Annotated in this window: 23 protein-coding genes; 6 read left to right on the top strand and 17 right to left on the bottom strand. The window is 70.5% G+C overall.

Annotated elements, in window-relative coordinates; all coding sequences use genetic code 11:
• Positions 1 to 152 precede the first annotated feature (152 nt).
• The 9 genes from ACFYTT_RS00190 to ACFYTT_RS00150 all read right to left on the bottom strand — a co-directional run bounded on the left by ACFYTT_RS00190 (position 153) and on the right by ACFYTT_RS00150 (position 9,297).
• On the bottom strand, positions 153 to 803 hold the full coding sequence (locus ACFYTT_RS00190; protein WP_131051024.1) for a response regulator transcription factor: 651 nt from the start codon (positions 801 to 803) through the stop codon (positions 153 to 155).
• Positions 796 to 1,932, bottom strand: a complete 1,137-nt coding sequence (locus ACFYTT_RS00185; protein WP_387256691.1) for a histidine kinase — start codon at positions 1,930 to 1,932, stop codon at positions 796 to 798. Before ACFYTT_RS00185 ends, ACFYTT_RS00190 begins: the two co-directional genes overlap by 8 nt.
• A gap of 3 nt (positions 1,933 to 1,935) precedes the next feature.
• Complete coding sequence (locus tag ACFYTT_RS00180) at positions 1,936 to 2,475, bottom strand: hypothetical protein (protein ID WP_387256689.1); 540 nt, start codon at positions 2,473 to 2,475, stop codon at positions 1,936 to 1,938.
• Positions 2,472 to 3,356, bottom strand: coding sequence for an ATP-binding cassette domain-containing protein (locus ACFYTT_RS00175; protein WP_387256687.1), 885 nt, complete (start codon positions 3,354 to 3,356; stop codon positions 2,472 to 2,474). Before ACFYTT_RS00175 ends, ACFYTT_RS00180 begins: the two co-directional genes overlap by 4 nt.
• 270 nt (positions 3,357 to 3,626) lie before the next feature.
• Entirely contained in the window at positions 3,627 to 4,805 is a 1,179-nt protein-coding gene (locus ACFYTT_RS00170; RefSeq protein WP_387256686.1) for an acyl-CoA dehydrogenase family protein, read from the bottom strand.
• Positions 4,802 to 5,755: an NAD(P)-dependent oxidoreductase gene (locus ACFYTT_RS00165; RefSeq protein ID WP_387256684.1), complete on the bottom strand. Its 954-nt coding sequence runs from the start codon at positions 5,753 to 5,755 to the stop codon at positions 4,802 to 4,804. Before ACFYTT_RS00165 ends, ACFYTT_RS00170 begins: the two co-directional genes overlap by 4 nt.
• A 10-nt stretch (positions 5,756 to 5,765) precedes the next feature.
• Positions 5,766 to 7,208: an aldehyde dehydrogenase family protein gene (locus ACFYTT_RS00160; RefSeq protein WP_387256682.1), complete on the bottom strand. Its 1,443-nt coding sequence runs from the start codon at positions 7,206 to 7,208 to the stop codon at positions 5,766 to 5,768.
• On the bottom strand, positions 7,205 to 8,254 hold the full coding sequence (locus tag ACFYTT_RS00155) for an ABC transporter ATP-binding protein (protein ID WP_387256681.1): 1,050 nt from the start codon (positions 8,252 to 8,254) through the stop codon (positions 7,205 to 7,207). The genes ACFYTT_RS00160 and ACFYTT_RS00155 overlap by 4 nt, the downstream gene beginning before the upstream one ends.
• On the bottom strand, positions 8,254 to 9,297 hold the full coding sequence (locus ACFYTT_RS00150; RefSeq protein ID WP_387256679.1) for an ABC transporter ATP-binding protein: 1,044 nt from the start codon (positions 9,295 to 9,297) through the stop codon (positions 8,254 to 8,256). Before ACFYTT_RS00150 ends, ACFYTT_RS00155 begins: the two co-directional genes overlap by 1 nt.
• Before the next feature lie 126 nt (positions 9,298 to 9,423).
• Between ACFYTT_RS00150 and ACFYTT_RS00145 the strand changes: the two genes are divergently transcribed.
• The 4 genes from ACFYTT_RS00145 to ACFYTT_RS00130 are packed head-to-tail and all read left to right on the top strand — an operon-like array spanning position 9,424 to position 14,055.
• On the top strand, positions 9,424 to 9,945 hold the full coding sequence (locus ACFYTT_RS00145) for an Lrp/AsnC family transcriptional regulator (RefSeq protein WP_387256677.1): 522 nt from the start codon (positions 9,424 to 9,426) through the stop codon (positions 9,943 to 9,945).
• A gap of 27 nt (positions 9,946 to 9,972) precedes the next feature.
• Positions 9,973 to 10,920, top strand: a complete 948-nt coding sequence (nikB, locus tag ACFYTT_RS00140; RefSeq protein WP_387256675.1) for a nickel ABC transporter permease — start codon at positions 9,973 to 9,975, stop codon at positions 10,918 to 10,920.
• Positions 10,910 to 11,833: an ABC transporter permease gene (locus ACFYTT_RS00135; RefSeq protein ID WP_387256674.1), complete on the top strand. Its 924-nt coding sequence runs from the start codon at positions 10,910 to 10,912 to the stop codon at positions 11,831 to 11,833. The genes nikB and ACFYTT_RS00135 overlap by 11 nt, the downstream gene beginning before the upstream one ends.
• A 20-nt stretch (positions 11,834 to 11,853) precedes the next feature.
• Positions 11,854 to 14,055 (top strand): thiamine pyrophosphate-dependent enzyme, encoded by a 2,202-nt coding sequence (locus ACFYTT_RS00130; RefSeq protein WP_387256672.1) that lies wholly within the window; start codon positions 11,854 to 11,856, stop codon positions 14,053 to 14,055.
• A 182-nt stretch (positions 14,056 to 14,237) separates the two neighbouring features.
• On the opposite strand, the gene ACFYTT_RS00125 is transcribed toward ACFYTT_RS00130, so the two are convergent.
• From ACFYTT_RS00125 to ACFYTT_RS00105, 5 genes are all read right to left on the bottom strand, one after another.
• Positions 14,238 to 15,218: a D-2-hydroxyacid dehydrogenase gene (locus tag ACFYTT_RS00125; protein ID WP_387256671.1), complete on the bottom strand. Its 981-nt coding sequence runs from the start codon at positions 15,216 to 15,218 to the stop codon at positions 14,238 to 14,240.
• A complete protein-coding gene (locus ACFYTT_RS00120; RefSeq protein WP_387256669.1) occupies positions 15,215 to 15,418 on the bottom strand; it encodes a 4-oxalocrotonate tautomerase family protein in 204 nt (67 codons plus the stop codon). Before ACFYTT_RS00120 ends, ACFYTT_RS00125 begins: the two co-directional genes overlap by 4 nt.
• A gap of 1 nt (position 15,419) precedes the next feature.
• Positions 15,420 to 16,301, bottom strand: a complete 882-nt coding sequence (locus ACFYTT_RS00115) for a tetratricopeptide repeat protein (RefSeq protein ID WP_387256667.1) — start codon at positions 16,299 to 16,301, stop codon at positions 15,420 to 15,422.
• Between the two features lie 64 nt (positions 16,302 to 16,365).
• Positions 16,366 to 17,976 carry an ABC transporter substrate-binding protein gene (locus ACFYTT_RS00110; RefSeq protein WP_387256665.1) on the bottom strand — a complete coding sequence of 537 codons (1,611 nt, stop codon included), beginning with the start codon at positions 17,974 to 17,976 and terminating at the stop codon, positions 16,366 to 16,368.
• Positions 17,977 to 18,013: 37 nt separating this feature from the next.
• Positions 18,014 to 19,063 (bottom strand): dipeptidase, encoded by a 1,050-nt coding sequence (locus tag ACFYTT_RS00105; protein WP_387256663.1) that lies wholly within the window; start codon positions 19,061 to 19,063, stop codon positions 18,014 to 18,016.
• A gap of 405 nt (positions 19,064 to 19,468) precedes the next feature.
• Between ACFYTT_RS00105 and ACFYTT_RS00100 the strand changes: the two genes are divergently transcribed.
• Positions 19,469 to 20,974, top strand: coding sequence for a TldD/PmbA family protein (locus ACFYTT_RS00100; RefSeq protein WP_387256661.1), 1,506 nt, complete (start codon positions 19,469 to 19,471; stop codon positions 20,972 to 20,974).
• Entirely contained in the window at positions 20,971 to 22,344 is a 1,374-nt protein-coding gene (locus ACFYTT_RS00095) for a metallopeptidase TldD-related protein (protein ID WP_387256659.1), read from the top strand. Before ACFYTT_RS00100 ends, ACFYTT_RS00095 begins: the two co-directional genes overlap by 4 nt.
• Here ACFYTT_RS00095 and ACFYTT_RS00090 read toward each other — a convergent pair.
• Genes ACFYTT_RS00090 through ACFYTT_RS00080 form a run of 3 tightly spaced genes read right to left on the bottom strand, consistent with a single transcriptional unit; the run spans position 22,328 to position 26,558 of the window.
• Positions 22,328 to 23,140, bottom strand: a complete 813-nt coding sequence (locus tag ACFYTT_RS00090) for a hypothetical protein (protein WP_387256657.1) — start codon at positions 23,138 to 23,140, stop codon at positions 22,328 to 22,330. The genes ACFYTT_RS00095 and ACFYTT_RS00090 overlap by 17 nt on opposite strands.
• Positions 23,122 to 24,849, bottom strand: a complete 1,728-nt coding sequence (locus tag ACFYTT_RS00085) for an ABC transporter substrate-binding protein (RefSeq protein WP_387256655.1) — start codon at positions 24,847 to 24,849, stop codon at positions 23,122 to 23,124. The genes ACFYTT_RS00090 and ACFYTT_RS00085 overlap by 19 nt, the downstream gene beginning before the upstream one ends.
• Positions 24,846 to 26,558 carry an ABC transporter substrate-binding protein gene (locus tag ACFYTT_RS00080; protein WP_387256654.1) on the bottom strand — a complete coding sequence of 571 codons (1,713 nt, stop codon included), beginning with the start codon at positions 26,556 to 26,558 and terminating at the stop codon, positions 24,846 to 24,848. The genes ACFYTT_RS00085 and ACFYTT_RS00080 overlap by 4 nt, the downstream gene beginning before the upstream one ends.
• Positions 26,559 to 26,572: the final 14 nt, after the last annotated feature.

The following is a 26,572-nucleotide window of genomic DNA, read 5'->3' as shown; positions in this document are numbered from 1 at the left end:
ACATTCCTCTTCCGGCGCGACGCGGGGTGGGTTTCTCCTGCTCAGAGGCCGTTCTCATCGACCTCGTCGATGGGAATGACACTACGGACGCCCCGCCGGGCAGCCATCCGACCACGGTGCTCATCCTGAGTGGTACCGCGGTACCACACGACTCAGACGAGCCCGTTCGTGTGCGCCCAGATCACCGCGTGCACCCGGTCGCGGGCCCCGAGTTTGGCCAGCACCCGGCCGACATGGGTCTTCACCGTCGACTCGGACAGGAACAACTCCCCGGCGATCTCAGGGTTGGACAGTCCACGGCCGATCGCGACCAGCACCTCGCGCTCCCGGGCGGTCAGCTCCTCCAGCAGGCCCGTGCCCGCCGGGTCGGGGGCCCGCCCGCCCTGGTAGTGGTCGAGCAGGGCGCGGGTGATCCGGGGCGAGACCACCGCCGCGCCGGCTGCGACGGTGCGGACCGCGTCGATCAGGTCGGCCGAGGGCGCGTCCTTGAGCAGGAAGCCGCTGGCCCCGGCGCGCAGGCCGGTGAACGCGTACTCGTCCAGGTCGAAGGTGGTCAGGATGAGGACCCGGGTGCCGGGACAGTTGGCGACGATGTCCCGCGTCGCCTCGATCCCGTCCATGATCGGCATCCGGACGTCCATCAGCACCACGTCGGGGCGGCGTTCCCGGGCCAGCAGGGCACCGGCCCGGCCGTCGCCGGCCTCACCGACGACACGCAGGCCGGGTGCCGCGCCGAGGACCATGGCCATGCCCTCGCGCAGCAGTTCCTGATCGTCCACGAGCAGCAGGGTTATCTCAGACATCGGCGCCTTCCGCGGGATGGGGCAGGTCTACTCGGACGGTCCACCCGACCACCTGACGGCCGGCTTCGACGGTGCCGCCGTACATGGCGACTCGTTCGCGCATCGCGTTCAGACCCTGCTCGCTGCCGACCGACGGGGCCGGCGTGGTGCCCCGGCCGTCGTCGGCGACCATGATCCGGATCGGGTCGTCGCCGTAGTCCAGGTCGACCAGGACGTCGGTGGGCCTGTCGGCGTAGCGCAGCGCGTTGGTCAGCGCCTCCTGCACGACCCGGAACACCACCCGCTGCAGACCCGGTGAGGACGGATCCGGCCCGTGGCGGCGCAGGGTCACCGGCAGGCCGGCGATCCGGAACGTCTCGATCAGGCTCTCCAGGTCACCAGGAGTGTCCGGGGTGTCCTCGCGCAGCACGCCGAGCAGCCGGCGCATGTCGGTCATCGCCTCCCGTCCCAGGGCAGCGACCCGCTGCACGGCCTTGCGGGAACGCTCCGGGTCGGTGTCGGCGACCGCGGTCGCGCCGTCGGCCAGGCGGACCATGATGGTCAGGTTGTGGGCGACGATGTCGTGCATGTCGTGGGCGATCCGCACGCGCTCGCGGGCGGCGGCCAGCTTGCCCTCCTGCTCCTTCTCACGGGCCAGCCGGGCGGCCCGGTCCTCCAGTGACCGCACGTGCCGGCGGCGGGTGGCGACGGTCGCGCCGACCAGCACCGCAATGATCACCGCGAGGCCGTAGAGGCCGATGAAGGGGCCGAGCCCGTAGCGGCCCTCATGCTGGAAGGTGACCACCCCGAGCACGGCCACCGAGAGCACCGCGCCGATCGTCGCAGCCCGCAACGAGCGGTGTACCACCAGCGCATACATCACCACAGCGAACGCGAACAGCTGGGTGTCGCCGGACAGGACGTCGCCGGTCACCGTCACCGCCAGCACCGCCCACGGCCACGACCGCCGCCAGATCAGCGCCAGCGAGATCACCGTGTTGACGGCCACCGCCCACCAACTGGCGCGGGTCATGTCGCCGGTCAGCATGTCGAAGTCGAGGCCGGCCGTGAGGCTGACCACGACGACGATGACGGTGGCCAGGTGGGGATGGTGGGCCCAGAAGACCCGGATCCCGGTGTCGGGCTCCACGGGTCAGAGGTTCCAGAAAGCCGTCGACGGGTCGGCCCCGAACATCACGCTCACCACCATCAGCACCAATCTGACCAGCAGGACGACGCTGAGGGCGAGGCTGACAGCGGACGCCGTGTGCTTGACGACGAGCGTGACGGCGAACGCGAACAGCGCCACGAGCACGCAGTATCCGATATCGACGGCCCACCGGCCCACGACTGTGCCGTAGCGCACATCGACCGGCGTCACGACAGCGTAGGCCAGGATCAGGCACACGGCCCCGAGCACCGCCGCGACCACGGCCACCACCAGGGCCTTCGCGGTCATCACGGCGATCCGGCGAGGTGTGGCCAGGAAGGTCGTCCGGATGGTGCCGCTGGCGTACTCCGCACCGGGCACGACAGCCGCCAGCACGACGATCACCGTCTGGAGGACCACAGCGGCCAGGAGCCCGGACACCGCCGCGGCCGAGGGGGTGAGGACCAGCGCGGTTCCCACGCAGATCCAGAACGATGTCAGGGTACGGAGTTTCAGCCACTCGGCGGCGACGAGGCGGATCATCGGCCGCGGGCCAGCGCCAGGTAGACGTCATCGAGGCAGGCGTCCACCGGGGTGTTCTCGATCAGCAGGATCCCGGCGCGGGCGGCCAGCCCCGCGATGTCGGCCGAGGTCAGCCCCGTGATCTCCAAGCGGCCGTCCGGGCGCAGAGCGACGGCTGCGCCGTGCCCACGCAGCAACTTCTCCAGGTCGCCCGAGCGGTCCGGGCGGACCCACACCGCCGGGACCGTGTTCCGTGCGATCACCTCGGCCGCCGGAGCGTCGGCGAGCACCCGGCCTCGCCCGAGAATGATCAGCCGGTCGATGTCGCGGGCCAGTTCCCCGGTCAGGCGGCCGGTGACCAGGACGGCCCGGCCCTCGCGGGCGAGCGTCCGGAGCAGGGCGCGCAGCCAGGCGACACCGTCCGGGTCCAGTCCGGCCGCCGGATCGTCGAGCAGCAGGGCCGGCGGGTCACCCAGCAGCGCGCCGGCCAGGCCGAGCCGCTGCCGCGGGCCGGGAGAATAGACGCCGGCCCGCAGCCGCGCGACGTCGGCCAACCCGGCCATCTCCAGGACCTCGTCGGTGCGGCGGTCCGGGATCCCGTGGGTCCGGGCGAGGATCCGCAGGTGGTCGCGGCCGGTACGGCCGGGATGAGCCGGCGGCGGGGCGAGCAGGACGCCGACCTCCCGCAACGGGTACGCCAGATCACGGTAGGACCGGCCGTCGAACAGGCACCGGCCGGACGTGGCCCGTTCCAGCCCGACCATCAGGCGCAGCGTCGTGGACTTGCCGGCGTCGGCCGGGCCGAGGATCCCGTGCAGGACACCGGGTTCCAGGCGGAACGACACGTTCCGCACTGCCGAGACGCCGCCGTACCTCCTGGTCAGGGCGTGAACTTCGATCACCGGGCCGACGTTACGGACGGCCGGGCGGCCCGCCATCCGACCACGGTGCTCATCCCGCGTGGTACCGCCGTACCACGCGGAGGGGAGACTCCAGGACCGGCTTGCCAGCAGCACCGAGCCACCGGTGGCCGACGCCCGTCATCGTGATCGGCTCGCCGCAATGGCCTCCCCTGGAGGTGGCGACCGAGATGGTGGCTGCGCCCCAGGTGGCAGTCGCGGGTGGTACGCAGTCGTCGATGAGGCTCGGGGCGAGCAGGCCGGCGGCGGCCCTCACGTGAAGGCGGCGTGTCCGGTCAGCATCTGCCCGATGATCAGTTGGTGCACTTCGGAGGTTCCCTCGTAGGTGAGCACCGATTCGAGGTTCGCTGCGTGTCGGATGACCGGGTAGTCGAGGGTGATTCCGGCCGCGCCGAGGATCGCCCGGCATTCCCGGGCGATGGCGATCGCCTCCCGTACGCTGTTCAGTTTGCCCAGGCTGATCTGCCGGTGGTCGAGAGTCCCGGCGTCCTTGAGTGCGCCGAGCTGCAACGCCAGGAGCATGCCCTTGCCCAGTTCGAGACCCATGTCGGCGAGTTTGAGTTGGGTGGCCTGGTACGCGGCGAGCGGCTTGTCGAAGATCTGCCGGCTACGGGAGTACGCGATGGTCGTCTCCAGGCAGTCGTGCGCCGCGCCGAGCGCTCCGAAGACGATGCCGAAGCGGGCCTCGTTGAGGCAGGACAACGGCCCGGAAAGGCCGGCAGCCTGAGGCAGCATCGCGTCGGCGGGAAGCCGCACGTCGTCGAGGACGAGTTCCGACGTGACCGAGGCGCGCAGGGAGAGCTTGCGCTTGATCTCCGGGGCGGTGAAACCGGGGGTGCCGGCGGGCACGAGGAAGCCCCGCACTCCCTCGTCGGTGTATGCCCAGACCACGGCGACGTCCGCCACCGATCCATTGGTGATCCACATCTTGGTGCCGTTGAGTACCCAGTCGTCGCCGTCGCGGCGGGCCCGGGTCCGCATTCCGCCCGGGTCGGAGCCGAAGTCCGGCTCGGTCAGCCCGAAGCAGCCGATTGCCTCGCCCGCGGCCATTCGGGGCAGCCACTGCTGCTTCTGCTCCTCGGAGCCGAATCGCCAGATGGCGTACATGGCCAGCGAGCCCTGCACCGAGACCAACGAGCGGAGCCCGGAGTCACCCGCCTCCAGTTCGAAGCAGGCCAATCCGTACGCCACGGCGGAGGTGCCGGCGCAGCCGTAGCCGCTCAGGTGCATACCGAGCACGCCGAGGTCGCCGAGTTCGCGGGCCAGTTCCTGGACGGGCAGGCCGCCCTGTTCGTACCAGGTGGCGATGTGCGGGCGGACCCGCCGGTCGACGAAGCCACGGACGGCGGCCTGGAGGTCCCGGGTGTCGTCGTCGACGAGGGTGTCGACGCCGACGGACGCGAGCGCGGACACGGGGGCAGACAGGGTCACGGTTCGGTTCCTTCCGAGGCTTGCAGGTGCGCGATCACGCCACGTGCCACGGCGACGGCCATCGCATCGAGCGCGTCGTGGGTCATCGCCGCCATGTGCGGGGTCGCGAAGACCCTGGGATGGTGCAGCAACGGGTCGTCGGGAGCGGGTGGTTCGGGCGCGAACACGTCGACGGCGTAGCCGCGTAACCGCCCAGCGTCGAGTGCGGCCAGCACGGCTGCGCCGTCCACGACACCCGCCCGTGCGGTGTTGACCAGCAGGGCGTCCGGCCGCATCCGAGTGAGCGCGGCGGCGTCGATCAGCTCGGTCGTCTGCGGAGTCTGCGGTACGTGCAGGCTGACCACGTCGGCTTCGCGCAGCAGGTCGTCCAGCCCGACCAGGCGTACCCCAGCTGGTGGGGTGGTGGTGGCGACGTCGTATCCGATGACCGTCATGCCCAGTCCCTGGGCACGGATGGCGACGCCCCGGCCGATCGCGCCGAGCCCGATCAGGCCCAGCGTGCGGCCGGCGAGCATGGTCCCGGTCAGCCCGGCCGCGACGACCGCCGACGGCAGTGAGCGGCCGGCCGGAAAGACACCGCCGGCCAACGAGGATGCCGCCGCCGGTGCCTGGCGGGCCAGGGTGAGGGCGGCCAGGACGACGAACTCGGCCACCGACTCGGCGTTGGCGCCCGGTGTGCTGACCACCGGTATGCCGAGGCGTTCGGCGGCGGCCAGGTCGATGCCGTCGACGCCGGCGCCGTGCCGGCCGACGACCTTCAGTCGCCGGGCGGCCGTGAGCATCCCGGCAGTCACGGCCGAGGAGCGCACTATCAGGGCGTCGGCCGTGGCCAGGGGCCCGGCGAGGGTCTCCGGGTCGGTGGCGTGGGCGACGTGCACCTCACCCGCGGCGTGCAGCAGGTCCATTCCGGCTGCGGCGATCGGCTCGGTGAGCAGGATCTTCGGTGTCATGGACGTGTCCTCACCAGCCGGTGTAGCAGGTCACCGGCACGCTGTAGAAGTCGCGCGCGTAGCCGCCCTGCTCCCGTGGGCCGTGGTTGGAGGCGCCGGTGCCGCCGAAGGGCAGGTGCAACTCGGTGCCGGCGGTGGGCAGGTTGACGGTGACGATGCCGGCGCTCGCGTCCCGCTTGAACCGCTCGGCCGCGGACAGGGACGTGGTGACGATCCCGGCGGACAGCCCGAAGTCGGTGTCCCCGGCCACGTCGATAGCCTCGTCGAGATCGTTGACGCGGATGACGCAGGAGACCGGACCGAAGATCTCCTCCCGGGCCACGCGCATGGTGTTGCGGGCGTCGGTGAAGAGGGTGGGGCGCATGAACTGCCCCTCGTCCGGGTGGTGCTCCCCGCCGGCCACCACGGTGGCGCCCTCGTCCCGTCCGATCCGGACGTAGTCGAGGTTCTGGGCGAGTTGCTCGGGACTCACCACCGGACCGAGGTCGCTGCGCGGGTCGAGCGGGTCGCCGACCCGTAGTGCGCTGACCGCTGTGGCCAGCGCCGCCACGAACCGGTCGTGGATGTTCGCCTGCACGATCAGTCGGCTCGACGCCGTGCAGCGCTGGCCGGTACTGAAGAAGCTGCCGTCCAACGCGCAGCGGACCGCCACCTCCAGGTCGGCGTCGTCGAGCACCACCAACGGGTTCTTGCCGCCCATCTCGAGCTGGAACCGCTTGTTGCCGTGGGCGATGCACTGCCGGGCGACGTGTGCGCCGGTGCCGGTGCCGCCGGTGAACGAGACACCGTCGACTGCGGTCGAGGTGAGCAGCTCCTCGCCGACCACCCGGCCTGCGCCCATGACGAGGTTGAACACGCCGGGTGGCGTTCCGGACTCGGCGACGATCCGGGCGAGTTCCCCGGCCGAGGCGGTCACCAGCTCGGCCGGCTTGAGCACCACCGTGTTGCCGTGGGCGAGCGCGGGTGCGACCTTCCACGCCGGAATGGCGAGCGGGTAGTTCCACGGCGTGATGATCCCGACCACGCCGAGTGGCCGGCGCCGGACCTCGGCGTGCACGTTCGGACGGGTGGACGAGTAGACCTCGCCCTGCGGTTGCAGGAGTTGGTGGGCGTAGTACCGGAAGGTCTGACCAGCCCGGACTACCTCTCCCCGGGCCTCGGCGAGGAGCTTGCCCTCCTCCCGGGCGAGCAGGACGGCGAGTTCCTCGGTCCGGCGCAGCAGGGTGGCACCGATCCGGTCCAGGATCTCCATCCGGGCCGCGACCGGCTGCCGGGCCCAGCCGGGTTGGGCCCGACGGGCGGCCTCGATCGCCGCCCGCGCGGTGTTCCGGTCGGCCAGGGCGTACTCGCTGACCACCTCGCCAGGACGCGCCGGATTGTGGTTGGCGCGGCGTTCGCCGTCGACCCACTCCCCGTCGACGAGGTTGAGATGGTGCGGCATCGTCCCGGTCACCGGTCGCCACCGGTCACGGTGACGAGGGCCTGGTCGGTCGGGCCGGCCGCCTCGGGGAAGTGGCAGGCCACCTGGTGACCGCTGCCCACGGCAGTGGTCAGCACGGGCTCCTGCGTCGCGCAGATCTCCTGTGCCTTCCAGCATCGGGTCCGGAAGCGGCATCCGCTGGGCGGGCTCAGTGGGCTCGGCACGTCTCCGGTGAGGATGAGGCGCTTGCGCTCGGTCTCGACCAGCGGGTCGGGAATCGGGACCGCCGAGAGCAGCGCCTTGGTGTACGGGTGCTGCGGCCGGCGGTACATGTCCTCGCACTCGCCCACCTCGACGACGGTGCCGAGGTACATCACGGCGATCCGGTCACAGAGGTGCCGTACGACGGCCAGGTCGTGCGCGATGAACATCATCGTGAGGCCCAGGTCGTCCTGCAACTGCTCCAACAGATTGACGATCTGCGCCTGCACGGAGACGTCCAGCGCGGAGACCGGCTCGTCGGCCACGATGAAGTCCGGGTTGCTGACCAGCGCCCGGGCGATGCCCACCCGCTGGCGCTGACCACCGGAGAACTCATGCGGGTAGCGGTCGTGCCACTGCTCACTGAGCCCGACAAGTTGCATGGTGTCGACTGCCTTGGCCCGCCGCCCGGCTGCGGAGAGCTCGGTGTGCACCAGGAGCGGTTCCTCGATGAGTTCGCCGATGGTCATGCGCGGGTTCAGCGAGGCGTAGGGATCTTGGAAGATCATCTGCATCCGGCGGCGCATCGCCCGCATCCGGCTTCGGCTCAGGGTGGTCAGCTCGGTGTCGTCGAAGGTCACCGTGCCGCTGCTGGGCGTGAGGAGTTGGAGGATGGCGCGTCCGGTGGTGGATTTGCCACAGCCGGACTCGCCGACCACACCGATGATCTCGCCTCGTCGGACGTCGAGGTCCACTCCGGACACCGCCCGCAGGCGGGCCGGTCGCAGCTTGCCGCGCACCGGCACCTTGAAGTCGACCGCCAGGTCACGCACCTGCAGCAGGGGCCGTTCGGGTGTGGCGGCAGCAGCCTGCGACATCAGCTCTCCTTCGTCGAGAGGTAGGGGTGCCGGTCCTTGGTGGTGAGCCAGCCACCCTCGTCGATGGACCGCATCCCCCAGCAGCGGGTCAACTGACCCCGGTCGGGGGTCTCCCAGGTGGTGACGAGATCGGGTGCGCGACCCCGGCAGGTCTCGCGCACGTGTGCGCAGCGCGGTGCGAACCGGCAGCCGTCCGGCATCTCCGACAGCTCCGGCGGGCGTCCGGCGATCGGGCGGAGCTTGCCGCCGCGGACCAGGTCGAGCCGGGGCACCGAGCCGAGCAGCCCCCAGGTGTAGGGCATCTGCGGACGGTGGAACAGGTCGACCGTCTCGGCCCGCTCGACGATCTGGCCGGCGTACATCACGTTGACCCGTTCGGCCATGCCCGCCACGACCCCGAGATCGTGGGTGATCAGCAGGACCGCGGTACGTGTCTCCCGGGCCAGCTCGCGGAGCAGATCCAGGACCTGTGCCTGGATGGTCACGTCGAGTGCGGTGGTGATCTCGTCGGCGAGGATCAGTCGGGGGTTGCAGGAGAGCGCCATCGCGATCATCACGCGTTGCCGCATCCCACCCGAGAGCTGGTGGGGATAGGAGCTCAGTCGGGTCTCGGCGGCGGGGATGCGCACCATCTCCAGGAGTTCCACAGCTCGCGTCCGCGCGGCGCGGCGGCTCAGATCGAGATGCAGTTCCAGGGTCTCGGTGAGCTGCTTGCCCACGGTCAGCACCGGGTTCAGCGAGGTCATCGGGTCCTGAAAGATCATCGAGATGCCCTTGCCGCGGACTGCCCGCAGTTCGCGCGGGCGCAGCCGCAGCAGGTCCCGCCCTTCGAAGAGCACCTGTCCGCCGGTCACCTCGCCGGCTGGGGGCACGATCAGGCCCATGATGGACTGCGCGGTGGCCGACTTCCCGCAGCCGGACTCCCCCACCAGGGCCACCGTCTCGCCCGCGTCGACGGTGAACGAGACGCCGTCGACCGCCGTTACCGTGCCGCGCGCGGCACGGAATTCGGTACGCAGATCGCGCACCTCCAACAAGGCCATCGGACCCCCCGCAGTTCGGGACGCTAGAGCGTCGCTATCCGTCAACCAGGAGTGTTGCACAGACGATGTTCGTCGTCTAGGCTCCCGTCTGCGACGAATACCGCCACCAATCCAGTTGGAGCAACGTTGGCATCCAAGGACTCGATCGAAAAAGATCGCAGCATCATCCGGGAACTCGTCCAGGACCCCCGGCAGACAAACGTGGCGCTGTCCGTCAAGGTCGGACTCTCCGAAGGTTCGGTCCGACGGCGGATGGAACGGCTCGTCAGCGGCGGCCTGTTGCAGTTCGCCGCGATCCCCAGCGCCGCCTTCATGGGGCGCCCGGTGCACACCCTGTTCGAGATCCAGAGCGCTCCCGGCAGCACCGATCAGCTGATCGACAAGCTCGCGGGCATGCCGGAGATCGCCTACGTCTATCACGTCACCGGGCAGTTCGACATCATCGCCGTCGGCTACTTCGCCTCCAGCAACGCCATGCGGCGGTTCTGGACCGAGCGACTGGGTCACCTCGACGGCGTGATGGAGAGTCGCTCGGTGATGGTGCTACGGGTCGCCAAACGGGCCCACGAATGGGCTCGCGACATCGCCGTCACCGGCGACGACGAGTCCGCCCACGCGGACTCGGAGCCACACACACCCGGCTCCTGAACCTGACCTGACCGAGAGAGACACGCCATGCTGCGCATCACGCTGATCCGCCTTATATCGGTTATTCCGGTCCTGTTCGGAATCTCGGTCATCTCGTTCCTGGTGATCCGCATGATCCCCGGTGACGTGATCAGCTCGATCATGGGGCAGGACTTCGGCGACCCCGCGATCGAGGCGGAGATGCGCCGCTACTTCGGTCTCGACATGCCCGTCTGGGAACAGTTCCTGAGGTGGCTGGGGGCGCTGCTCCAGGGCGACCTCGGCACCTCGATGCGTACCGGCCAGCCGGTTCTCCAGGAGATCATGCAGCGCTTCCCGTCCACACTGCTGCTGGCGGTCTCGGCGCTGCTGGTCTCGATCCTCATCTCCATCCCGCTCGGGGTGCTCAGCGCCACCAAGCGCAACGGCCTGCTCGACGCAAGCACCCGGGTCGCCTCGCTGATCGGGCTCTCCCTGCCGAACTTCTGGCTGGGCATCCTGTTGGTGTACGTCTTCTCGGTCGCGCTCGGCTGGCTCCCGTCGCAGGGCGCCGGGGAGGGCGAGGGGTTTCTGGGCAGCCTGAAATACCTCGTCCTGCCCTCGGTCACCCTCGGCGCCAGCCTCGCCGCGATCAGTATGCGGATGACCCGTTCCAGCATGTTGGAGGTGCTGAACCAGGACTACGTCCGCACCGCCCGAGCCAAAGGGCTGGGCGAACGCGGAGTCATGGTGCGGCACGCCCTGCGCAACTCGCTGATCCCGGTGGTGACCGTGCTGGGCATCCAGGCCGGGGCGCTGCTCGGCGGCACGGTCATCGTGGAGCAGGTCTTCGCCTGGCCGGGGCTGGGCACGATGGTCATCCGCGGGATCAGCCAGCGTGACTACCCCGTCGTCCAGGGCACGCTGCTCTTCCTGGCCTTCTTCTACGTCGTGGTCAACCTTCTCGTCGACCTGCTCTACACCTACCTGGATCCGAGGTTGCGCAGTGGTCACTGAAGCCGTGCACGGTCACCCCGAGGGCAGCAAGCAGCAGTCCCCCGTCGCGAAGCCGAAGCCGACGGGTCGGCGCGGCGGTCACCTGCTCAAGCTGATCACGCGGGACAAGGTCGGACTGGTCGGACTGGTCATCGTCGTGCTGATGGTGGCAGCCGCAGCGCTGGCTCCCCTGATCTCGCCCTACGACCCGACCGCGATGAGCAACCAGCGACTCGCGCCGCCCGGCGGCGACTTCCCACTCGGCGCCGACGAGGCCGGTCGCGACCTGCTCAGCCGGGCACTCTACGGCGCACGTACCTCGCTGACGGTCAGCCTGATCGTGGTCACCTGCGCCGGTGCCATCGGCGTACTGCTCGGACTGCTCGCCGGCTTCTACCGGGGCCTGCTCGACGCGATCATCACCCCGGCGACCGACATCATGTTCTCCTTCCCCACCCTGCTGCTGGCGCTCGCGGTGGTGGCCGCCCGAGGCCCGGGCACCGAGAACCTGATTCTCGCCCTGGTCATCGTCTTCATCCCCAGCTTCGCTCGGATCGTGCGCGGCACCGCGATGTCGGTGCGGCGTGAGCCGTATGTGGAGTCCGGTCAGGCGGTCGGGCTGAGCAACACCAGACTCATCCTCAAATACATCCTGCCGAACTCGGTGGCACCTATCGCGGTGCAGTTCACCACGAGCATCGCCTACGCGATCCTGATCGAGGCTTCGCTGGGCTACCTCGGGCTCGGCGTGCAACCTCCGCAGCCGTCCTGGGGCTCGATGCTCTCCAACGGCAAGTCGTTCATGGAGTTGTCGATCTGGCCCTCGGTGGTGCCAGGGGTCTGCATCGTGATCGCCGTGCTCGGCTTCAACCTGCTGGGGGACACCCTTCGCGACGTTCTGGACCCGCGGCTACGGGGCCGCTCCAGTCGCTGACCCGCAAGGAGCACAACCGCGTGGAATCCATCGACGACCACGTCGTTCGCCGGCTCACGGAGTGGTCGCAGGGCCGCCCCGCGCCTGCGCAGACCTCTGCCGACATCGACCTGGACTCCGACCTGCTGATCGACTATCTCGACGCTCAGATCCAGAGTCGACACCTCGACTTCGCGCTGCGCTGGTTGCAGACGCAACGGGAGGGCTTCTACACCATCGGCTCCAGTGGACACGAGAGCAACGCCGCCGTCGCACTGGCGCTGCGCCCGACCGACCCCGCCCTGCTGCACTACCGCTCCGGCGGCTTCTACGCCGCACGAGCCGGCCAGGTCACCGGCTCCACACCGATCGCGGACGTCCTGCACTCGGCAACCGCCTCCCGGGACGATCCGATCTCCGGCGGTCGACACAAGGTCTTTGGAAACCGGGCCCTGAACATCATCCCGCAGACCTCGACGATCGCCTCGCACCTTCCCCGGGCGATGGGCATGGCGTTCGCACTGGACCGGGATGGCGCGGCAAGCGACTATCCTGCCGACGCGGTCGTGGTCTGCAGCTTCGGCGACGCCTCGGCCAACCACTCCACGGCGGCCGGCACGCTCAATGCGGTGGGCTACAGCGCTCACCAGCGCATTCCGGTACCTCTGCTGTTCGTGTGCGAGGACAATGGCATCGGAATCAGCACCCGCTCCCCGCACGGCTGGGTACGACGGATGCTGTCCGCCCTGCCCGGCGTGGACTACGCATACGCAGACGGCACCGACCCTGCTGGCCTGCTGACCACTGCGGCCGACCTGGTGGACCAGGTACGCACCCACCGTCGGCCCGCAGTGCTGCACCTGGGCACCGTACGGTTCATGGGACACGCCGGCTCGGACGCCGAACTGGCCTACCGGACCCAGGCCGAGATCATCGCCGACTACGCCCGCGATCCGATCCTGGCAACGGCCGCCCTGCTGGCACACCGGCAGATCCTCAGTCCGACGGAGACTCTCACCCGCTACGAGCACGCCCGCAAGCAGGTGATGGAACAGGCCCACCTGATGTCGGGCCGGATCGAGCGGCTCTCCGACGCGGCGGCGGTGACCGCACCGCTGACCGCCCGCGACGTGGATCGGGTCCGTGCCGCCGCCTGCCGCGGTGGCACCGGACGCGAACGGGCCTTCGGCGGGAGACTTCCCGAGACGCGTGGCCCACTCACCCTGGCCCAGACGATCAACGCGACGTTGCACGACGCCCTGATGACCTGGCCGCAGGCCCAGGTCTTCGGTGAGGACGTGGCCCGCAAGGGCGGCGTCTACGGTGTCACCCGAGGCTTGCGTAAAGTCTTCGGCGCCAGGCGGGTCTTCGACACGCTCCTCGATGAGCAGGCCATCCTCGGGGTGGCGCTCGGCGGGGCCTTGGCCGGCACACTGCCGATCCCGGAGATCCAGTACCTGGCCTATCTGCACAACGCCGAGGACCAGCTCCGCGGCGAGGCCGCGTCGCTGCGTTTCTTCTCCAACGGGCAGTACGCCAACGGCATGGTGGTGCGGATCGCCGGCCTGGCCTACCAGAAGGGGTTCGGCGGGCACTTCCACAACGACAACTCGGTGGCGGTGCTGCGTGACATCCCCGGTCTGGCCTTGGCGGTCGCCTCGCACCCGGCCACCGCACCCGATCTGCTGCGCCAGTGCCTCGCTCTGGCCGAGCAGGAGGGCCGGGTCTGCGTCTTCCTGGAGCCGATCGCCCTCTATCACCGGCGTGACCTGCATGTCGATGGCGACGGCGGCTGGCTCGCCGGCTATCCGACGCCGACGCAGTGGGCGACGACGGACACCGCGCTGGGTCAGGTACGCACCGTCCGCCCGGGCACCGACCTGGCGATGGTGACCTTCGGCAACGGCCTGCCGATGAGCCTGCGAGTCGCCGACCGGCTCGCCCGCGACCAGCAGGCCGGCACCCGGGTCATCGACCTCCAGTGGCTGTCGCCGCTGCCGGCCGCCAGCCTGCGCGCCGCCCTAGACGGCATCCCTCGGGTCCTCGTCGTCGACGAGACCCGCACCAGTGGCGGCGTGTCCGAGGCCGTGGTGGCCGCGCTGGTCGACGGCGGCTTCACCGGCGCGATCTCCCGGGTCAACAGCGTCGACAGCTACGTCCCGCTGGGTCCGGCCGCCGACGCGGTCCTGCTCGGCGAGGACGACGTGCTGGCGGCGGCCCGCGCACTGCTCGGCCGGGCCTGACCTCCGGCCGCACCGTCACGACGGCGGCCCACCCGGTCCGGGACGGGTGGGCCGCACCCTTGCGTCCACCGCCGGCGTCCTGGTTGCCGTCCCACCTGACCCGCCGTCCCTGGCACACCAGCACGACGCGACGGCGGTCCGCCCGTGCTGGGGGACCGCCGTCGCGTCGTGGATGGTGCGGGTCAGTACCCCAACGCCGGCTGGCGTTTCTGGCCGGTCAGCGGCTCACCGGCGAGATACCGATCGAAGTTGTCGCAGAAGTCGGCGTAGAGCCGTTGCAGATTGCCCGAACCACGAAACGACGTGTGTGGGGTGACCGTGGTGTTCGGCAGGCTCCACAACCGGTGCTCGGCGGGAAGCGGCTCCTCCTCGAACACGTCGAGCACCGCACCGGCGATCCGGCCCTGCCGCATCGCGTCGACGAGCGCGTCCTCGACGACGAGCGCGCCCCGCCCGACGTTGACCAGGATCGCGGACTCCTGCATCGCCGCGAATCGCTCGGCGTCGAAGAAGTACCGGTTCTCCTCGGTCAGCGGCATGGCCAGCACCACCGAGTCGGCCCCCGGCAGCAGCGCCAGGTGATCGGCGTACGGCTCCACCCGGTCGAAGCCCTCGGCCGGGGTGCCGGCACGGTTGACCCCGATCACGGTGACACCCAGTGCCCGCGCTCGCCAGGCGACCTCACGCCCGATCCCGCCGGTGCCGAAGACCAGCATGGTGCTGCCGATCAGGTCCCGGCCGACGAGTCGTACCCACTCCTGCCGCTCCTGCGCCTCACGCAGCGCCGGGAATCCGCGCTGGTGCAGCAGCACCGCACCGATGATGTACTCGGCGATCGGCACGTTGTAGGAGTTCCCCGAGCGGGTGTAGACGAGCCCTTCCGCCAGGCGGCGGCGCATGATGTCCCCGCCCACCCAGTCGAACCCGGCGGCGGTGATCTGGATCCAGCGCAGCCCGTCGCACTTGCTCAGCAACTCGTCGAAGGTGTCCTCGTTCATCGCGCTGCGCAGGATCACCTCGGCGTCGAGGTACTCCTCGCGCACCGGCTCGTCCTCCGACACCGGCGTGAACCGGCACTGCGGATACCGCTCCCGGAGCTGCGGCAGCAACGTGTCCAGGTTGGGGGTGATCAGGACGTGCGGCCCCGACGTGGCGACGGTCATGACGACTCCTGCGCCCGCTTCTTCCGCTCGTTGTAGGTCAGGCCGCCCTTGGCCCAGTTGTCGTACGAGACCTCGTAGAGCAGGACGTGGGTGTTCTCGCGCGGCGAACCGTACTTGACCAGCACGTCGGTCAGCTCGGCGATGATCGCGTCCTTGGTCTCCTGGTCACGCTTGCCGATCTCGGCACGGATGATGGCCATCTCAGTTCTCCTTTGTCGTCGCCGCGGACGCCGCGCTGGCGAAGTCGGGGTTGTTGGCGTACTCGGACTTGACCGCCAGGTAGGCGAAGGCGTGCGTGACGCCGGTGCGCAGGACGCCGTCGAACACCTCTCGGGCCTTGTCGATGTCGCCCTCGTGGTAGTACCAGTTACCGAGACCGTAACCCTGGGTAACGGTCTTCAGGTCGTTGCCGTCGCACATCGCCCAGAGTTGGTCGGGGGTGACGTCCCCGGTGTAGAGCTGCATCCGGCCCTCGTAGCCGACGAGGTGGTCCTCCTGAACCAGAGAGATCGCCCGGAAACGGTCGAGGACCTCCTCGGCCTCGACCGGCCGGCCGAGGCGACGTAGGGCCATGTACTGCCAGTCCTGCGACGCGACGATGCCCTCCTGGTGGCGCGATGACTCCTCGGCGGCGCGGAAGCTGGACAGGCAGCCCTCGAAGTCGCCGATCAGATACTGGGCGACGCCGAGGTGATACCAGATGCCGGCGTGCAGTGTGGTGTTGTACCGGTCGAGCGCGTCGGGGTTGCGGGCGGCCATGGTGTCGGTGAGGTGCTGCGGGCGTACCTGCTCGGGTCGGCCGAGAATCAGGCTGACGACGTCCTTCTCCACCTCGGGCTGGTACATCTCGTACTCGTCCTCGACGCCGGGGAGCTGATCGGCCGCAGCGCGCAGGTCCTCGATGGCCCCGGCGTAGTCGCCGATCGAGATGCGGCGGTGTCCCCGGAAGCGCAGCAGTCGTGCGCTGCCCGGCTCCTGTGCGAGCGCCTCGGTGAGCAGAGCCACCGATTCCTCGTGCTTGTTGAGGTAGCCCTTGAGCCGGGCGGCGATGATGTAGCGGTCGGTCAGCGGTACGGACGTCATGAGCTGCCTTTCGTCACAGGGGGTGGCGGGGGCGTCGGTGTGCCGGCACCCCCGCCACGACCCGTCAGCGGTCGAGCCAGATGTTGCGGTAGAAGCGGTACGTCGGGGTCGGGTCGCCCTTGTAGCCCATGACGTCGGCCTGCACCACGTCGAAGTCCGCGTTCAGGAAGGTCATCGCGACCGGCCCACGCTCGGCCAGGATCTTCTCGGCCTGCTGGTAGAGCGCCGCGCGCTTGTCCTTGTCCAGTTCCGAGCGGGCCTGGACGACCAGGGCCTCGTACTCGTCGTCGCTCCAGTTGCCGTAGTTGAGGCCACCGCCCTTGAGGAAGCTGGCGGTGAAGCGCTCATCCGGGTCATAGGTCAGGCCGAAGCCGGACTGGTACATGTCGAAGTCGGCGGACTTCGTCTTCGTGTCGGCGATGGTCGACTCGACCGACTCGATGGTCACCTTGATCCCGATCTTGGCGAGTTGCTGCTGCTCGACCTCTGCCGAGCGCACCTGGAACGCCGAGGTGGCGATCACCATGAGCTTGGCCTCGAAGCCGTCCGGGTAGCCCGCCTCGGCAAGCAGGGCCTTGGCCTTCTCCACATCGGCCTGGCCGTAGATCGGGTCCTGCACGGCACCGAAGCGGTCCGGCGGCAGGTAGCCCGCGTTCAGCGGGGTGCCGTAGCCGGAGTTGGCCACGTTCAGGATCTCCTGCCGGTCGAGGGCCAGGAAGATGGCCTGCCGGACCTTCACGTTGTCGTACGGCGCCTTGGAGGTGTTGAGCCGCAGGTGCAGGGAGAGCGAGCCGGAGCCGCCGTACCACTTGAGCTTCTCGTCGCTCTTGAGCGCGTCGATGAACTCGGGCGCCGGACGCCAGAGGAAGTCGACTGTCCCGCTGCGGACCGCCGCCGCCCGGGCGTTGTCGTCCGGGTTGAAGGTGAAGTCGATCCCGTCGAGGTACGGAACACCCTGCTCCCAGTACTGGGTGTGCTTGTCGAGCTTGATCGCCTGGCCCGTGACCCGCGAGGCGAGCTTGAACGGCCCGCTACCGCCGTCGACGCTGCCGTTGAGGCCACCGGCCTCGACCACGGTGCGGTCCACGATGGAGGACGCCGCCGTGGAGAGCAGGGTCAGGATGGCGGCGTTCGGCGTCGACAGCGTCATCTCGACGGTGCGCTCGTCGGGCGCCTGCACCGAGGCGATGCTCTCGTAGCTACGGGCGCGAGGCGCCCGGGTCGCCGGGTCCTTGATCCGTTCGATCGAGTACTTCACATCCGCCGCGGTGACCTTGCGCCCGCTGTGGAAGAACGCGTTGTCGCGCAGCTTGAACGTCACCGTCAGGCCGTCGGCGCTCTGCTCCCACGACTCGGCGATCGCCGGCTTGATCTCGCCCCGGTAGGACTGCACCAGTGACTCGTAGATCTGCTCGTTGATGACGAAGGCCGAGGTCTCCGACATCCGGTGCGGGTCGAGTTCGTTGGCGTCCAGCCGGATCATGACCCGCAGCCGGCCACCGGACTTCGGTGTACCGGACGGCTGAGAGTCATCCTCCAGGCGCACGTTGGCGGTCAGACCGTCGTTGGATCCGCTGTCACCGTTGGTGGACGGAGGCTCACCACCCCCGCAGCCGGCGGCGAGCGCCGAGATGACGCCCACTGCCAGCACCTTGGTCAAAATTCGAGTACGCATGGGTCTCCTTCGCTGGTATCACAATCAGCGCTTTAGGTCAGGCCGGCTTCCACGTCTCCCCGTAGACCCGGAGCCAGTTGCCGCCGAGGATCTTGGTGACGTCCTCCGGCGAGAAGCCGCCGTCGAGCAACGCGGTGGTGAAGTTCGGGAAGTCCGCGGCGTCGTCCATGCCGATCGCACGCCGCTCGTTCCATCCGAAGTCGCCGAGGAGGTTCTGTTGCTCCCTGGAGTTCGACTGTGCGATGGCTTTCAACTGTGCGATCCGCATCGGCTCGGTCCACGTCTCGTCGTAGTCGGTGGCGATGGCGACGTGGTCCACGCCCGCCACCTCCACCACGCGGCTGACATGCTCGACGAAGCGGACCAGATCCGGACGCCGGGACGGGGCCTCCGGGTAGTACAGGAACCCTGACAAGGTGGTGATTCCCATGACGCCGCCCTGCTCCCCGAGGGTGCGCAGATAGTCGTCGGACTTGGCCCGGATGTGCGGCGACATCGCGTCACAGAAGGAGTGGGTGACCACCACCGGCTTGCTGGACGTCTCCATGGCGTCCAGGCCGGTGCGCTCGCCGCAGTGTGAGACGTCGACCAGGATGCCCAGCTCGTCCATCGCCTGGACGAAACGACGACCCCGGTGCGTCAGGCCCGCGTCTGTCTCCTCGCCACAGCCCGCGCCGAGCAGGTTCTGCCGCTGGTAGGTCAGTTGCAGGATGCGGACACCCAGGTCGTAGAAGGTGCCCAGCAGGTCGAGGTCGACCCCGATCATCTCCGTGTCCTGCGGGCCGAAGATGACGGCCTCCTTGCCTTCGGCCTTGGCCCGATGGATGTCGTCGACGGTCAGTGCGAGCAGAACGTCGTCGGGGTGTTCGTCGATCCACCGACGACACCGGTTCACCTCCCGCAGCGCGGAAACCGTGTCGGCGTACGGCCTGGTGACGGTGTGGTTGACGGCGGTGACACCGCCTCGCCTGATCCGGTCGAGGTGGGCGTCGCTCAGTTCGATGACGGTGCTGCCGTCCACCACGGTGGCAGCGGCGTGCAGCTCGGTCGCCGAGGCTGCGGAAGTGTGCGTGGCAGCAGTGTTCACGTCATCTCCAGGATCATCGGAAAGATGCTGTGACCCTACGAGTGACGCCACTTCCTGTCTATAGACCTAAGACCTTCGTCGGATAACCGTTCAGAAACGACGATATTCGTCGCTTCCGTGGATCGATACGCACCGCCGTCGCATCCTCTGGGACAAAAGCCAGCAGAAAGGGCACACTCCACCCCTTCCGCCAGGGGGAACATCAAAGTCTCTACAAGATCCGGGGCGGTTGAGCAGTGTCCTTCTTCCTGCTTGCTCTGTTGCGCGGCGACGGCGCTGGTCGGCCGCCCGGCCGCCACGTGGGCCCTGTGCGCCGCCAGGGACGCCGCACTAGTCTCCTCACCGCAACCCCCGGGCCGCCGTGCCACGGCGCGGACGGCGGCACCCCGGCGACCGGAGGCGCGTGTGCCCGACGAGATCGACGACTCTTTCCTTGCTCTGCCACTGGCCCGCCTCGCCGACGCCGCCCTGTCGCGGGCCCGGCAGCGGGGCGCGCGGTACGCCGCGCTGCGGGTGCAGCGGGTCCGCTCCGGGCGCACCGTCGTGCACGACGGTGCGCTGCGGGCGAGCGAGGAGGAGACCGAGACCGGCCTGGCGGTACGGGTGCTGCACCGGGGCGCGTGGGGCTTCGCCGCCACGCCGGAGCTCACGCCGGAGGCGGCGGTACGCGCCTGCGACGACGCGCTGGCGCTGGCCCGGGCCTGCGCCGATGTCGGCGGCGGGCCGGTCGCGCTCGCACCCGAGCCCGCGTACCCGGCGGCGACCTGGCGCTCGCCGTACCGGGTCAACCCGTTCGAGGTGCCGGAGAGCGAACGGGTGGAGCTACTGAGCGACTGGTGCGCCGGGCTGCTGGCGCACGAATCGGTGGCGCACGTGCTGGCCCGCGCCACCGCCGCCCAGGAGAACACGTACTACGCCGACCTGGACGGCACCCGCGTCGCCCAGCAGCGCGTCCGGGTACACCCGCAGGTGCTGGCGGTGGGCCGGCACCCGCGCGACGGCGGCGTCCAGACGCTGCGCACCGTCGGCCCGCCGGTGGCCCGCGGCTGGGAGTACCTGCACGGCGAGGGCTGGGACTGGGCCGGCGAGCTGGCCGAACTGCCGGCGCTGCTGGCCGAGAAGACGCCGGCGCCCCCGGTGCGGCCGGGCCGGTACGACCTGGTGATCGACCCGTCGCAGCTCTGGCTCACCATCCACGAGTCGATCGGGCACGCCACCGAGTACGACCGGGCGCTGGGCCACGAGATGTCATACGCGGGCGGCACCTTCGCCACGCCCGACGCCGCCGGGCAGCTGCGGTACGGCTCGGCGCTGATGAGCGTGGACGCCGACCGGTCGGCCGCGCACGGACTGGCCACCGTCGGGTTCGACGACGAGGGCGTGGCCGCGCAGTGCTGGCCGCTGATCGAGGCGGGTGTGCTCGTCGGGTTCCAACACGACCGCGCCTCGGCCGCGCGGGCCGGCCTGCCGCGCTCCGCCGGCTGCGCGTACGCCGAGTCGTACCGGCACACGCCGATGGCCCGGATGCCGAACGTGTCGCTGCGCCCGGCGGTGGACGGGCCGGAGACCGCAGCCCTGATCGCGGGCGTGACGGACGGCTTCTACCTGGCCGGCTCGGACAGCTGGTCGATCGACATGCGGCGACGGCAGTTCCAGTTCACGGCCCAGCGCTGGCACCGCATCCGCAACGGGCGGCTGGCCGGGCAGGTTTCCGGCGCCGCGTACCAGGCGGAGACCACAGCGTTCTGGTCCGCGCTGTGCGGGCTGGGCGGGGAGGGCACGTGGCTGCTCTCCGGCGCCGACATGTGCGGCAAGGGTCAGCCGGTGCAGGCAGCCGCGGCCAGCCACGGCTGCCCGGCCGCGGTGTTCCGCGGCATCGACGTCGTCGACACCGGAGGGCGGGACGGGTGAGCGGGATCCAGGACGCCTTGGAAGCGGCGCTGCGGCACCGGCGCGAGGCCAACGAGCTGCTGCTGATCGCCGACGAGACGGCCGCTGCGCACCTGCGCTGGGCGGGCAACGCACTGACCACGAACGGCAGCGTCCGGTCCCGTCGGGTGACGGCGGTGGCGCTACGGGACGGCGCGGTCGGCGTACACGTGGGGCTGGTCGGCCACGGCGGCGCGCTCGGCGACGCGCTGCCCGGCCTGGTCCGCACGGCCGAGCGGGCCGCCCGCGACGCGCCGCCCGCCGCCGACGCGGCACGGCTGCCCGAGCCGTGGCGGACGCCGTCGTGGGCGGAACCGCCCGGCGGCACCTCGGTCGACGCGTTCCGGGACGTGCTACCCGGCCTGGCCGACGCGTTCGCGGCGGCCGGGCATCGGCGGCTCTACGGCTACACCGAGCACCGGGTGGTCACCACCTACCTCGCCGCGTCGACCGGCGCCCGCCTGCGGCACCCGCAGTCCACCGGCCTGTTCGACCTGAGCGTGCGCGACGGCGACGACTCGACGTGGGCCGGTGTGACAGCGCCCGACCTGACCGGACTGGATGTGCCGGCGCTCGCCGCCGAGCTGTCCGCCACGCTGGCGCGGCCCGGCCGCCGGGTCGAGCTGCCGCCGGGACGCTACGAGGTGCTGCTCACCCCGAACTGCGTGGCCGACCTGATGCTTCACCTCTACCTGGCCGCCGGGGCGCGCGGCGCGCTGGACGGGCGTACCGCGTTCAGCCGCCCGGACGGCCGGTTGCCGCTCGGCGAGCGCCTCACCGCGCTGCCGCTGACGCTGCGCAGCGACCCGGACCATCCGCTGCTGCCCTGCGCCCCGTTCACGATCAGCCGGGGCACCGACGACCTGACCGCAGTGGTCGACAACGGGCTGGCGTTGCGGCCGACCCGCTGGATCGACGAGGGCGTGCTGACCGCGCTCGTGCAGACCCGGCACACCGCCGCGCGGACCGGCGCGCCGCTCACCCCGATGGTGGACAACCTGGTGCTGGAGGGCGGACCGGACGCGCCGTCGCTGCCCGAGATGGTGCGCTCCACCCGGCGCGGCCTGCTGCTCACCTCGCTGTGGTATCTGCGCGACGTCGATCCGGCGTCGCTCCTGCTGACCGGCCTCACCCGCGACGGCGTACGCCTGGTCGAGGACGGCGAGATCGTCGGCACGGTGCACAACTTCCGGTTCAACGAGAGCCCTCTGTCGCTGCTGGCCCGGGCCACCGAGGCCGGGCGGCCAGCGCCGGCGCTGCCCCGGGAGTGGGGCGACTACTTCACCCGGATGGTGATGCCGCCGCTGCGGGTGCCCGACTTCCTGATGTCGGCGGTCAGCACGGCGACGTGAACAGCGCGGCGAACCGGTCCAGGGTGCGCCGGTCGTACACGAGCCGTTTCTGCGGCGGGTACGGACGCCGTGGCGGAGGCACGTACCCGGGCTCGCCGCGCCGGGGCAGCGTCCCGTCCGGGCGGCGCAGGTGCGGACCGTGGAAGAACCAGCAGAGCTGGCCGACCAGTTCGGCGAAGACCAGCGGATGCAGGTCGGGCGGGTACATCGCGAGGTGGCAGCGGGTGGCTCGGAACTCGCCGCGCGGTCCGAACGTGTTGCCGAACAGGACGTGCCCGAAGACGTCGTGGACCGCCCGGAAGATGTCGTTGTGCAGCAGCTCCTCCCCGCCGACCCGGACCCCGACGGGGGCGCGCAGCGGATGGTCGCCGTCCGCGCCGGCCGGCCCGTGCCCGTGGCGGGTGAGGAAGACGTGCAGCAGGCCGGTCGAGCGGACCCGCGCGACCAGCTCCCGCGAGTCCCGGTACGGCTGCCCCGGCCCGGCCCAGGGCAGCACCCGGATGCCCGCCTCGCCGATCAGCCGGAACTGCCGCAGGTTCTCCGCGGCCAGCCGGGTGTACCCGCGGTCCGTGCCGGCGGTGACCATCGGCGCGGCGTCGTATCGGTCGGCCACCTCCCGGCAGAAGTCCTCGTCGAGGCGCAGCGGCTCGGCGGCCAGCCGGTCCAGCCGGACGGCGGGCACGCCCGCGCGCGCCGCCGCCCGGTCCGCGTGGGCCTGGGCCAGCTCGCCGATACGTACGGTGAGCCGGTGGTCGTCGCCGCTCGTCGGCCGGGTCGTCAGTCCTCCCCCAGCCACAGGTTGGTCAGGTCACCGTTGAGCACCGGGTACGGCAGCCAGTTGCGCACCCGGTGCCCGCGCAGCCAGTACTGGTGGGCGAAGAGGATCGGCACCACCGCGCAATCGCGCAGCACCTCCCGCTCGACGGCCCGCCAGTGCTCGTTCGCAGCCCTCTCGTCGACGCAGCTCAGCGCCGCGTCGATGTGCTCGTTGACGACCGGGTTGTGGTAGTGGCCGAAGTTCGACCCCCAGTCGTCGTTGTCGGAGACGCCGGAGCTGTCGAAGAGTGCCTGGAGGTAGACGCGGGCGTTGTTGCCGTGCCAGTCCGGTTCCCAGCCAGACAGCGCCACGTCCCAGCGGCCCTCACGCGCGCCGTCGGCCCGGCCCAGGTACGTGCCGAACAGCTCGGTGATGCCGGCCGGGACGAGGTCGAGGGTGATGCCGGCCCGGGCGGCGGCGGCCCGGACCACCCGCGCGGTCTCCGGGTGGATGTCCCGGTCCCGGTAGACCAGCTTCAACGTGATCCCGTCGGGGTAGCCGGCGTCGGCGAGCAGCCGACGGGCCTGCTCCGGGTCGCCGGCGCCGTCGTTCGCCGCGTACGGGGCGAATGGCCGGTGCGCGCGGCACAGCGGCGGCAGGATCTGCTCGGCGATGTCGTTGAGGCGCGGCCCGCCCCAGACCTCGGCCACAGCGGTCTTGTCGATCGCGTACTGCAACGCCTCCCGGACCTCCCGGCGGGCCAGCGCCTCGCCCTCGTTCGGGCTGAGCACGTTGATCACCAGGTACGGGCTGAACAGACCGGCCGGGCAGACCTCCAGCCGGGGGTCCCCGGCCGCGAACATCTCCGGCAGCCGCTCGGTCAGCGGCTGGATGTCCCACATCATGTCGGCGTCGCCGTCGATCACCATGTCGTGGCAGGTCTTCTCGTCCAGGCCCTGCCGCACCTCGATGCGGTCCACATGGGCGGCCCGGACCGGATCGGTGGCCGGGTCCCAGGTGCGGCTGCGCTCCAGAGTGATGCGCCGGTCCGGCTCGTAGCCGGTGATCCGGTACGGCCCGATGGAGCCGATTCGCTGGTCCAGCTCGGGGCTGCCGGGCACGAACCAGAGGTACTCCTCCGGCGTCGGGGAGGCGAACGGCAACGCCAGGAGGTTGAGGAACTCGGAGGTGGGGCGGCGGGTGGTCAGCTCCACCGTCCGGTCGTCGAGCGCCCGCAGCCCGGGCACCTCGGCGGCCTCCAGGTAGGGCGCCACCACGTTGAGGTCGCGGGGCAGGGTGAACAGGTCGTCGCGGAACTCGGCGAGCCCGTCGACCGTGCTCAGGTAGTAGGGCAGGCCGGGGCTGGGCGCCATCGGGTGGGCCAGCCGCTTGATGCCACGTACCACGTCGGCGGCGGTCAACGGCCGGGGCCCGTTGGGCAGGTCCCAGCGCAGCCCGTCGCGCAGCGTGAACCGGTAGCGGCGGCCCTCGGCGTCGTACGGCCCGTCCGCCGCCACCGCCAGGTCCGGCACCAGGTCCCCGGCCCGCCGGTGGTCACGGGTCGACGGGTAGGTGACAAGCTGCCGGGTGTAGGCGCGGACGATACCCCGGGTCACCGTGTGGTAGGCCAGCGCCGGGTCGAGGTGGTCGACGTCGCCCGCGCCGACCAGGGTGAGCGTGCCGCCGCGGCGCGGGCCGTCCGCGCCGTTGGCCCGTCTGAGGTCCGTCGGTACGTCTGCCGTGGTCATGCGGACTCCTCCAGCCAGAGGTTGGACAGGTCGAACCAGCGGTCGACAGTGGGCATGGCAATGGCGTTGCGGACCCGCCGGCCCTTGCGGTGCGGGATGGTCGGGGCGTGCACGAGGATCGGCACGATCGCGGCGTCCCGCATGACACACAGGTCGACTTGGTGCCACAGTTCGGTGGCGCGGGCCCGGTCGGTGGCGCCGAGCGCCTCCTCGATCAGCCGGTCGACCTCAGGGTTGCTGTATCCGCCGTAGTTGCTGGTGCCGCGCGACGTGTTGGTCTGGAACATCGGCTGGACGTAGGTGCGCCCGTTCGGGCCGAACCAGTCGGGCGTCCACGACGGGGCGGAGATGTCCCAGGCGCCGGCGCGGGCGTTGGCCGGGTCGCGCAGGAACTGGTAGTACTCGGCGTGGCCGAGCGCCACCAGGCGGACGTTGATGCCGCCCTTCTCCAGATCGGCGGCGTAGGAGCGGGCCACCTCCGGGTTGGCGTCCACGTCCCGGTGCACGGCGGTGAGGGTGAGCCCGTCCGGGTAGCCCGCCTCGGCCAGCAGTTCCCGGCAGCGCTCCGGGTCGCCCCGGTCCCCCGGTGTCGGGTACAGGTTGAACTCGACGTGCCCGTCGTTGCCGGGCGGGATCGCCGTGTGCCCGCACGACATCACCGTCCCGGCCTCCAGACCGTGGTAGATCTCGGCGATCGCCGCCTTGTTTATCGCGTAAGCGATGGCCTGGCGCACCTTGAGCTTGCTCATCGCCCCGTCGGCGTTCGGGCTGAGTAGGTTGAACACCAGGTACGGGTTAAGCGCGTAGCCAAGGTCGTTGCCCGGGTCGGTGGGCGCCACGTCGTACGGCTCGGTGATCGGTGACGCCCAGGACAGGTCGGCGCGGCCACTGTCGATCGCCTCCCCCACCTGCTGCGGGCTGGCGATCTCCATGGTCACCTCGACCCCGTCGAGATACTGCTGGCGCACCGGGTCAGACGCGCTGCGCCACACCGGGTTGCGGTCCAGCCGCACCGACTCGCCGTGGACGTAGTGGGTGATCCGGTACGGCCCGTTGGAGCGCACCCGCCGCCGGAACTCCGCGCTGTCCGGCAGCACCTCGTCGTACTCGACCGGGGCGGCGGAAGCGCACTGCAGCGCCAGGATGTGCAGGAAGTCCACCGCCGGGCGGATCAGGTCGAAGACGATGGTCCGGTCGTCGACCGCGCGGACGCCGGCGATCTCGTGGCTGTTCTGGAAGGCGGCCAGCTCGGCGGCGGCCGGCTCGGTCGAGGTGATCGCGGCGGCGTACGCGTCGCAGTACTCGGCCATCCCCCTGATGGTGCTGGTGAAGTAGCCGATCCCGCCGGCCTGCAGCACCGGGTTTGCCATCCGCTTGAAGCCGCGCACGAAGTCCCCGGCGGTCACCTCGCGGGGCGGGTCGGTGTCCCAGCACACGCCGGGGCGAAGGCGGATCGTGTAGCGGGTGTGGTCTGCGCTGACGCCGCTGTTGTCCACTGTGGGCACCGCCTCAGCCACGTCGGGCTGGGGCGTGACGGCCGACGGGTCGCGCAGGTCGACGACCGGCCGGTAGGTGAAGAGCTGGCGGGCTATGAGCCGGATGATCTGCCCGCCGAGCATGTAGTAGGCGCAGGCCGGGTCGAGATGGTCCATGCTGCCGGGTCCGTAGAGCCGCAGGATTCCCCCGTACCGGGGCTGGCCGCCGTTCATCGACACACACCTTT

It is taken from the genome of Micromonospora sp. NPDC003816 (genome assembly GCF_042874705.1).
GTDB lineage: Bacteria > Actinomycetota > Actinomycetes > Mycobacteriales > Micromonosporaceae > Micromonospora.
Note: the sequence above shows the minus strand (reverse complement) of the source record. Positions and strands in the feature narration are given on the sequence as shown.

Bases quoted from the DNA above. Each gene is read 5' to 3' on its own strand.
- ACFYTT_RS00190 (WP_131051024.1), bottom strand. From the start codon at position 803: ATGTCTGAGATAACCCTGCTGCTCGTGGACGATCAGGAACTGCTGCGC.
- ACFYTT_RS00180 (WP_387256689.1), bottom strand. From the start codon at position 2,475: ATGATCCGCCTCGTCGCCGCCGAGTGGCTGAAACTCCGTACCCTGACA.
- ACFYTT_RS00165 (WP_387256684.1), bottom strand. From the start codon at position 5,755: ATGACACCGAAGATCCTGCTCACCGAGCCGATCGCCGCAGCCGGAATG.
- ACFYTT_RS00155 (WP_387256681.1), bottom strand. From the start codon at position 8,254: ATGTCGCAGGCTGCTGCCGCCACACCCGAACGGCCCCTGCTGCAGGTG.
- ACFYTT_RS00150 (WP_387256679.1), bottom strand. From the start codon at position 9,297: ATGGCCTTGTTGGAGGTGCGCGATCTGCGTACCGAATTCCGTGCCGCG.
- nikB (WP_387256675.1), top strand. From the start codon at position 9,973: ATGCTGCGCATCACGCTGATCCGCCTTATATCGGTTATTCCGGTCCTG.
- ACFYTT_RS00125 (WP_387256671.1), bottom strand. From the start codon at position 15,218: ATGACCGTCGCCACGTCGGGGCCGCACGTCCTGATCACCCCCAACCTG.
- ACFYTT_RS00120 (WP_387256669.1), bottom strand. From the start codon at position 15,418: ATGGCCATCATCCGTGCCGAGATCGGCAAGCGTGACCAGGAGACCAAG.
- ACFYTT_RS00115 (WP_387256667.1), bottom strand. From the start codon at position 16,301: ATGACGTCCGTACCGCTGACCGACCGCTACATCATCGCCGCCCGGCTC.
- ACFYTT_RS00110 (WP_387256665.1), bottom strand. From the start codon at position 17,976: ATGCGTACTCGAATTTTGACCAAGGTGCTGGCAGTGGGCGTCATCTCG.
- ACFYTT_RS00085 (WP_387256655.1), bottom strand. From the start codon at position 24,849: ATGACCACGGCAGACGTACCGACGGACCTCAGACGGGCCAACGGCGCG.
- ACFYTT_RS00080 (WP_387256654.1), bottom strand. From the start codon at position 26,558: ATGAACGGCGGCCAGCCCCGGTACGGGGGAATCCTGCGGCTCTACGGA.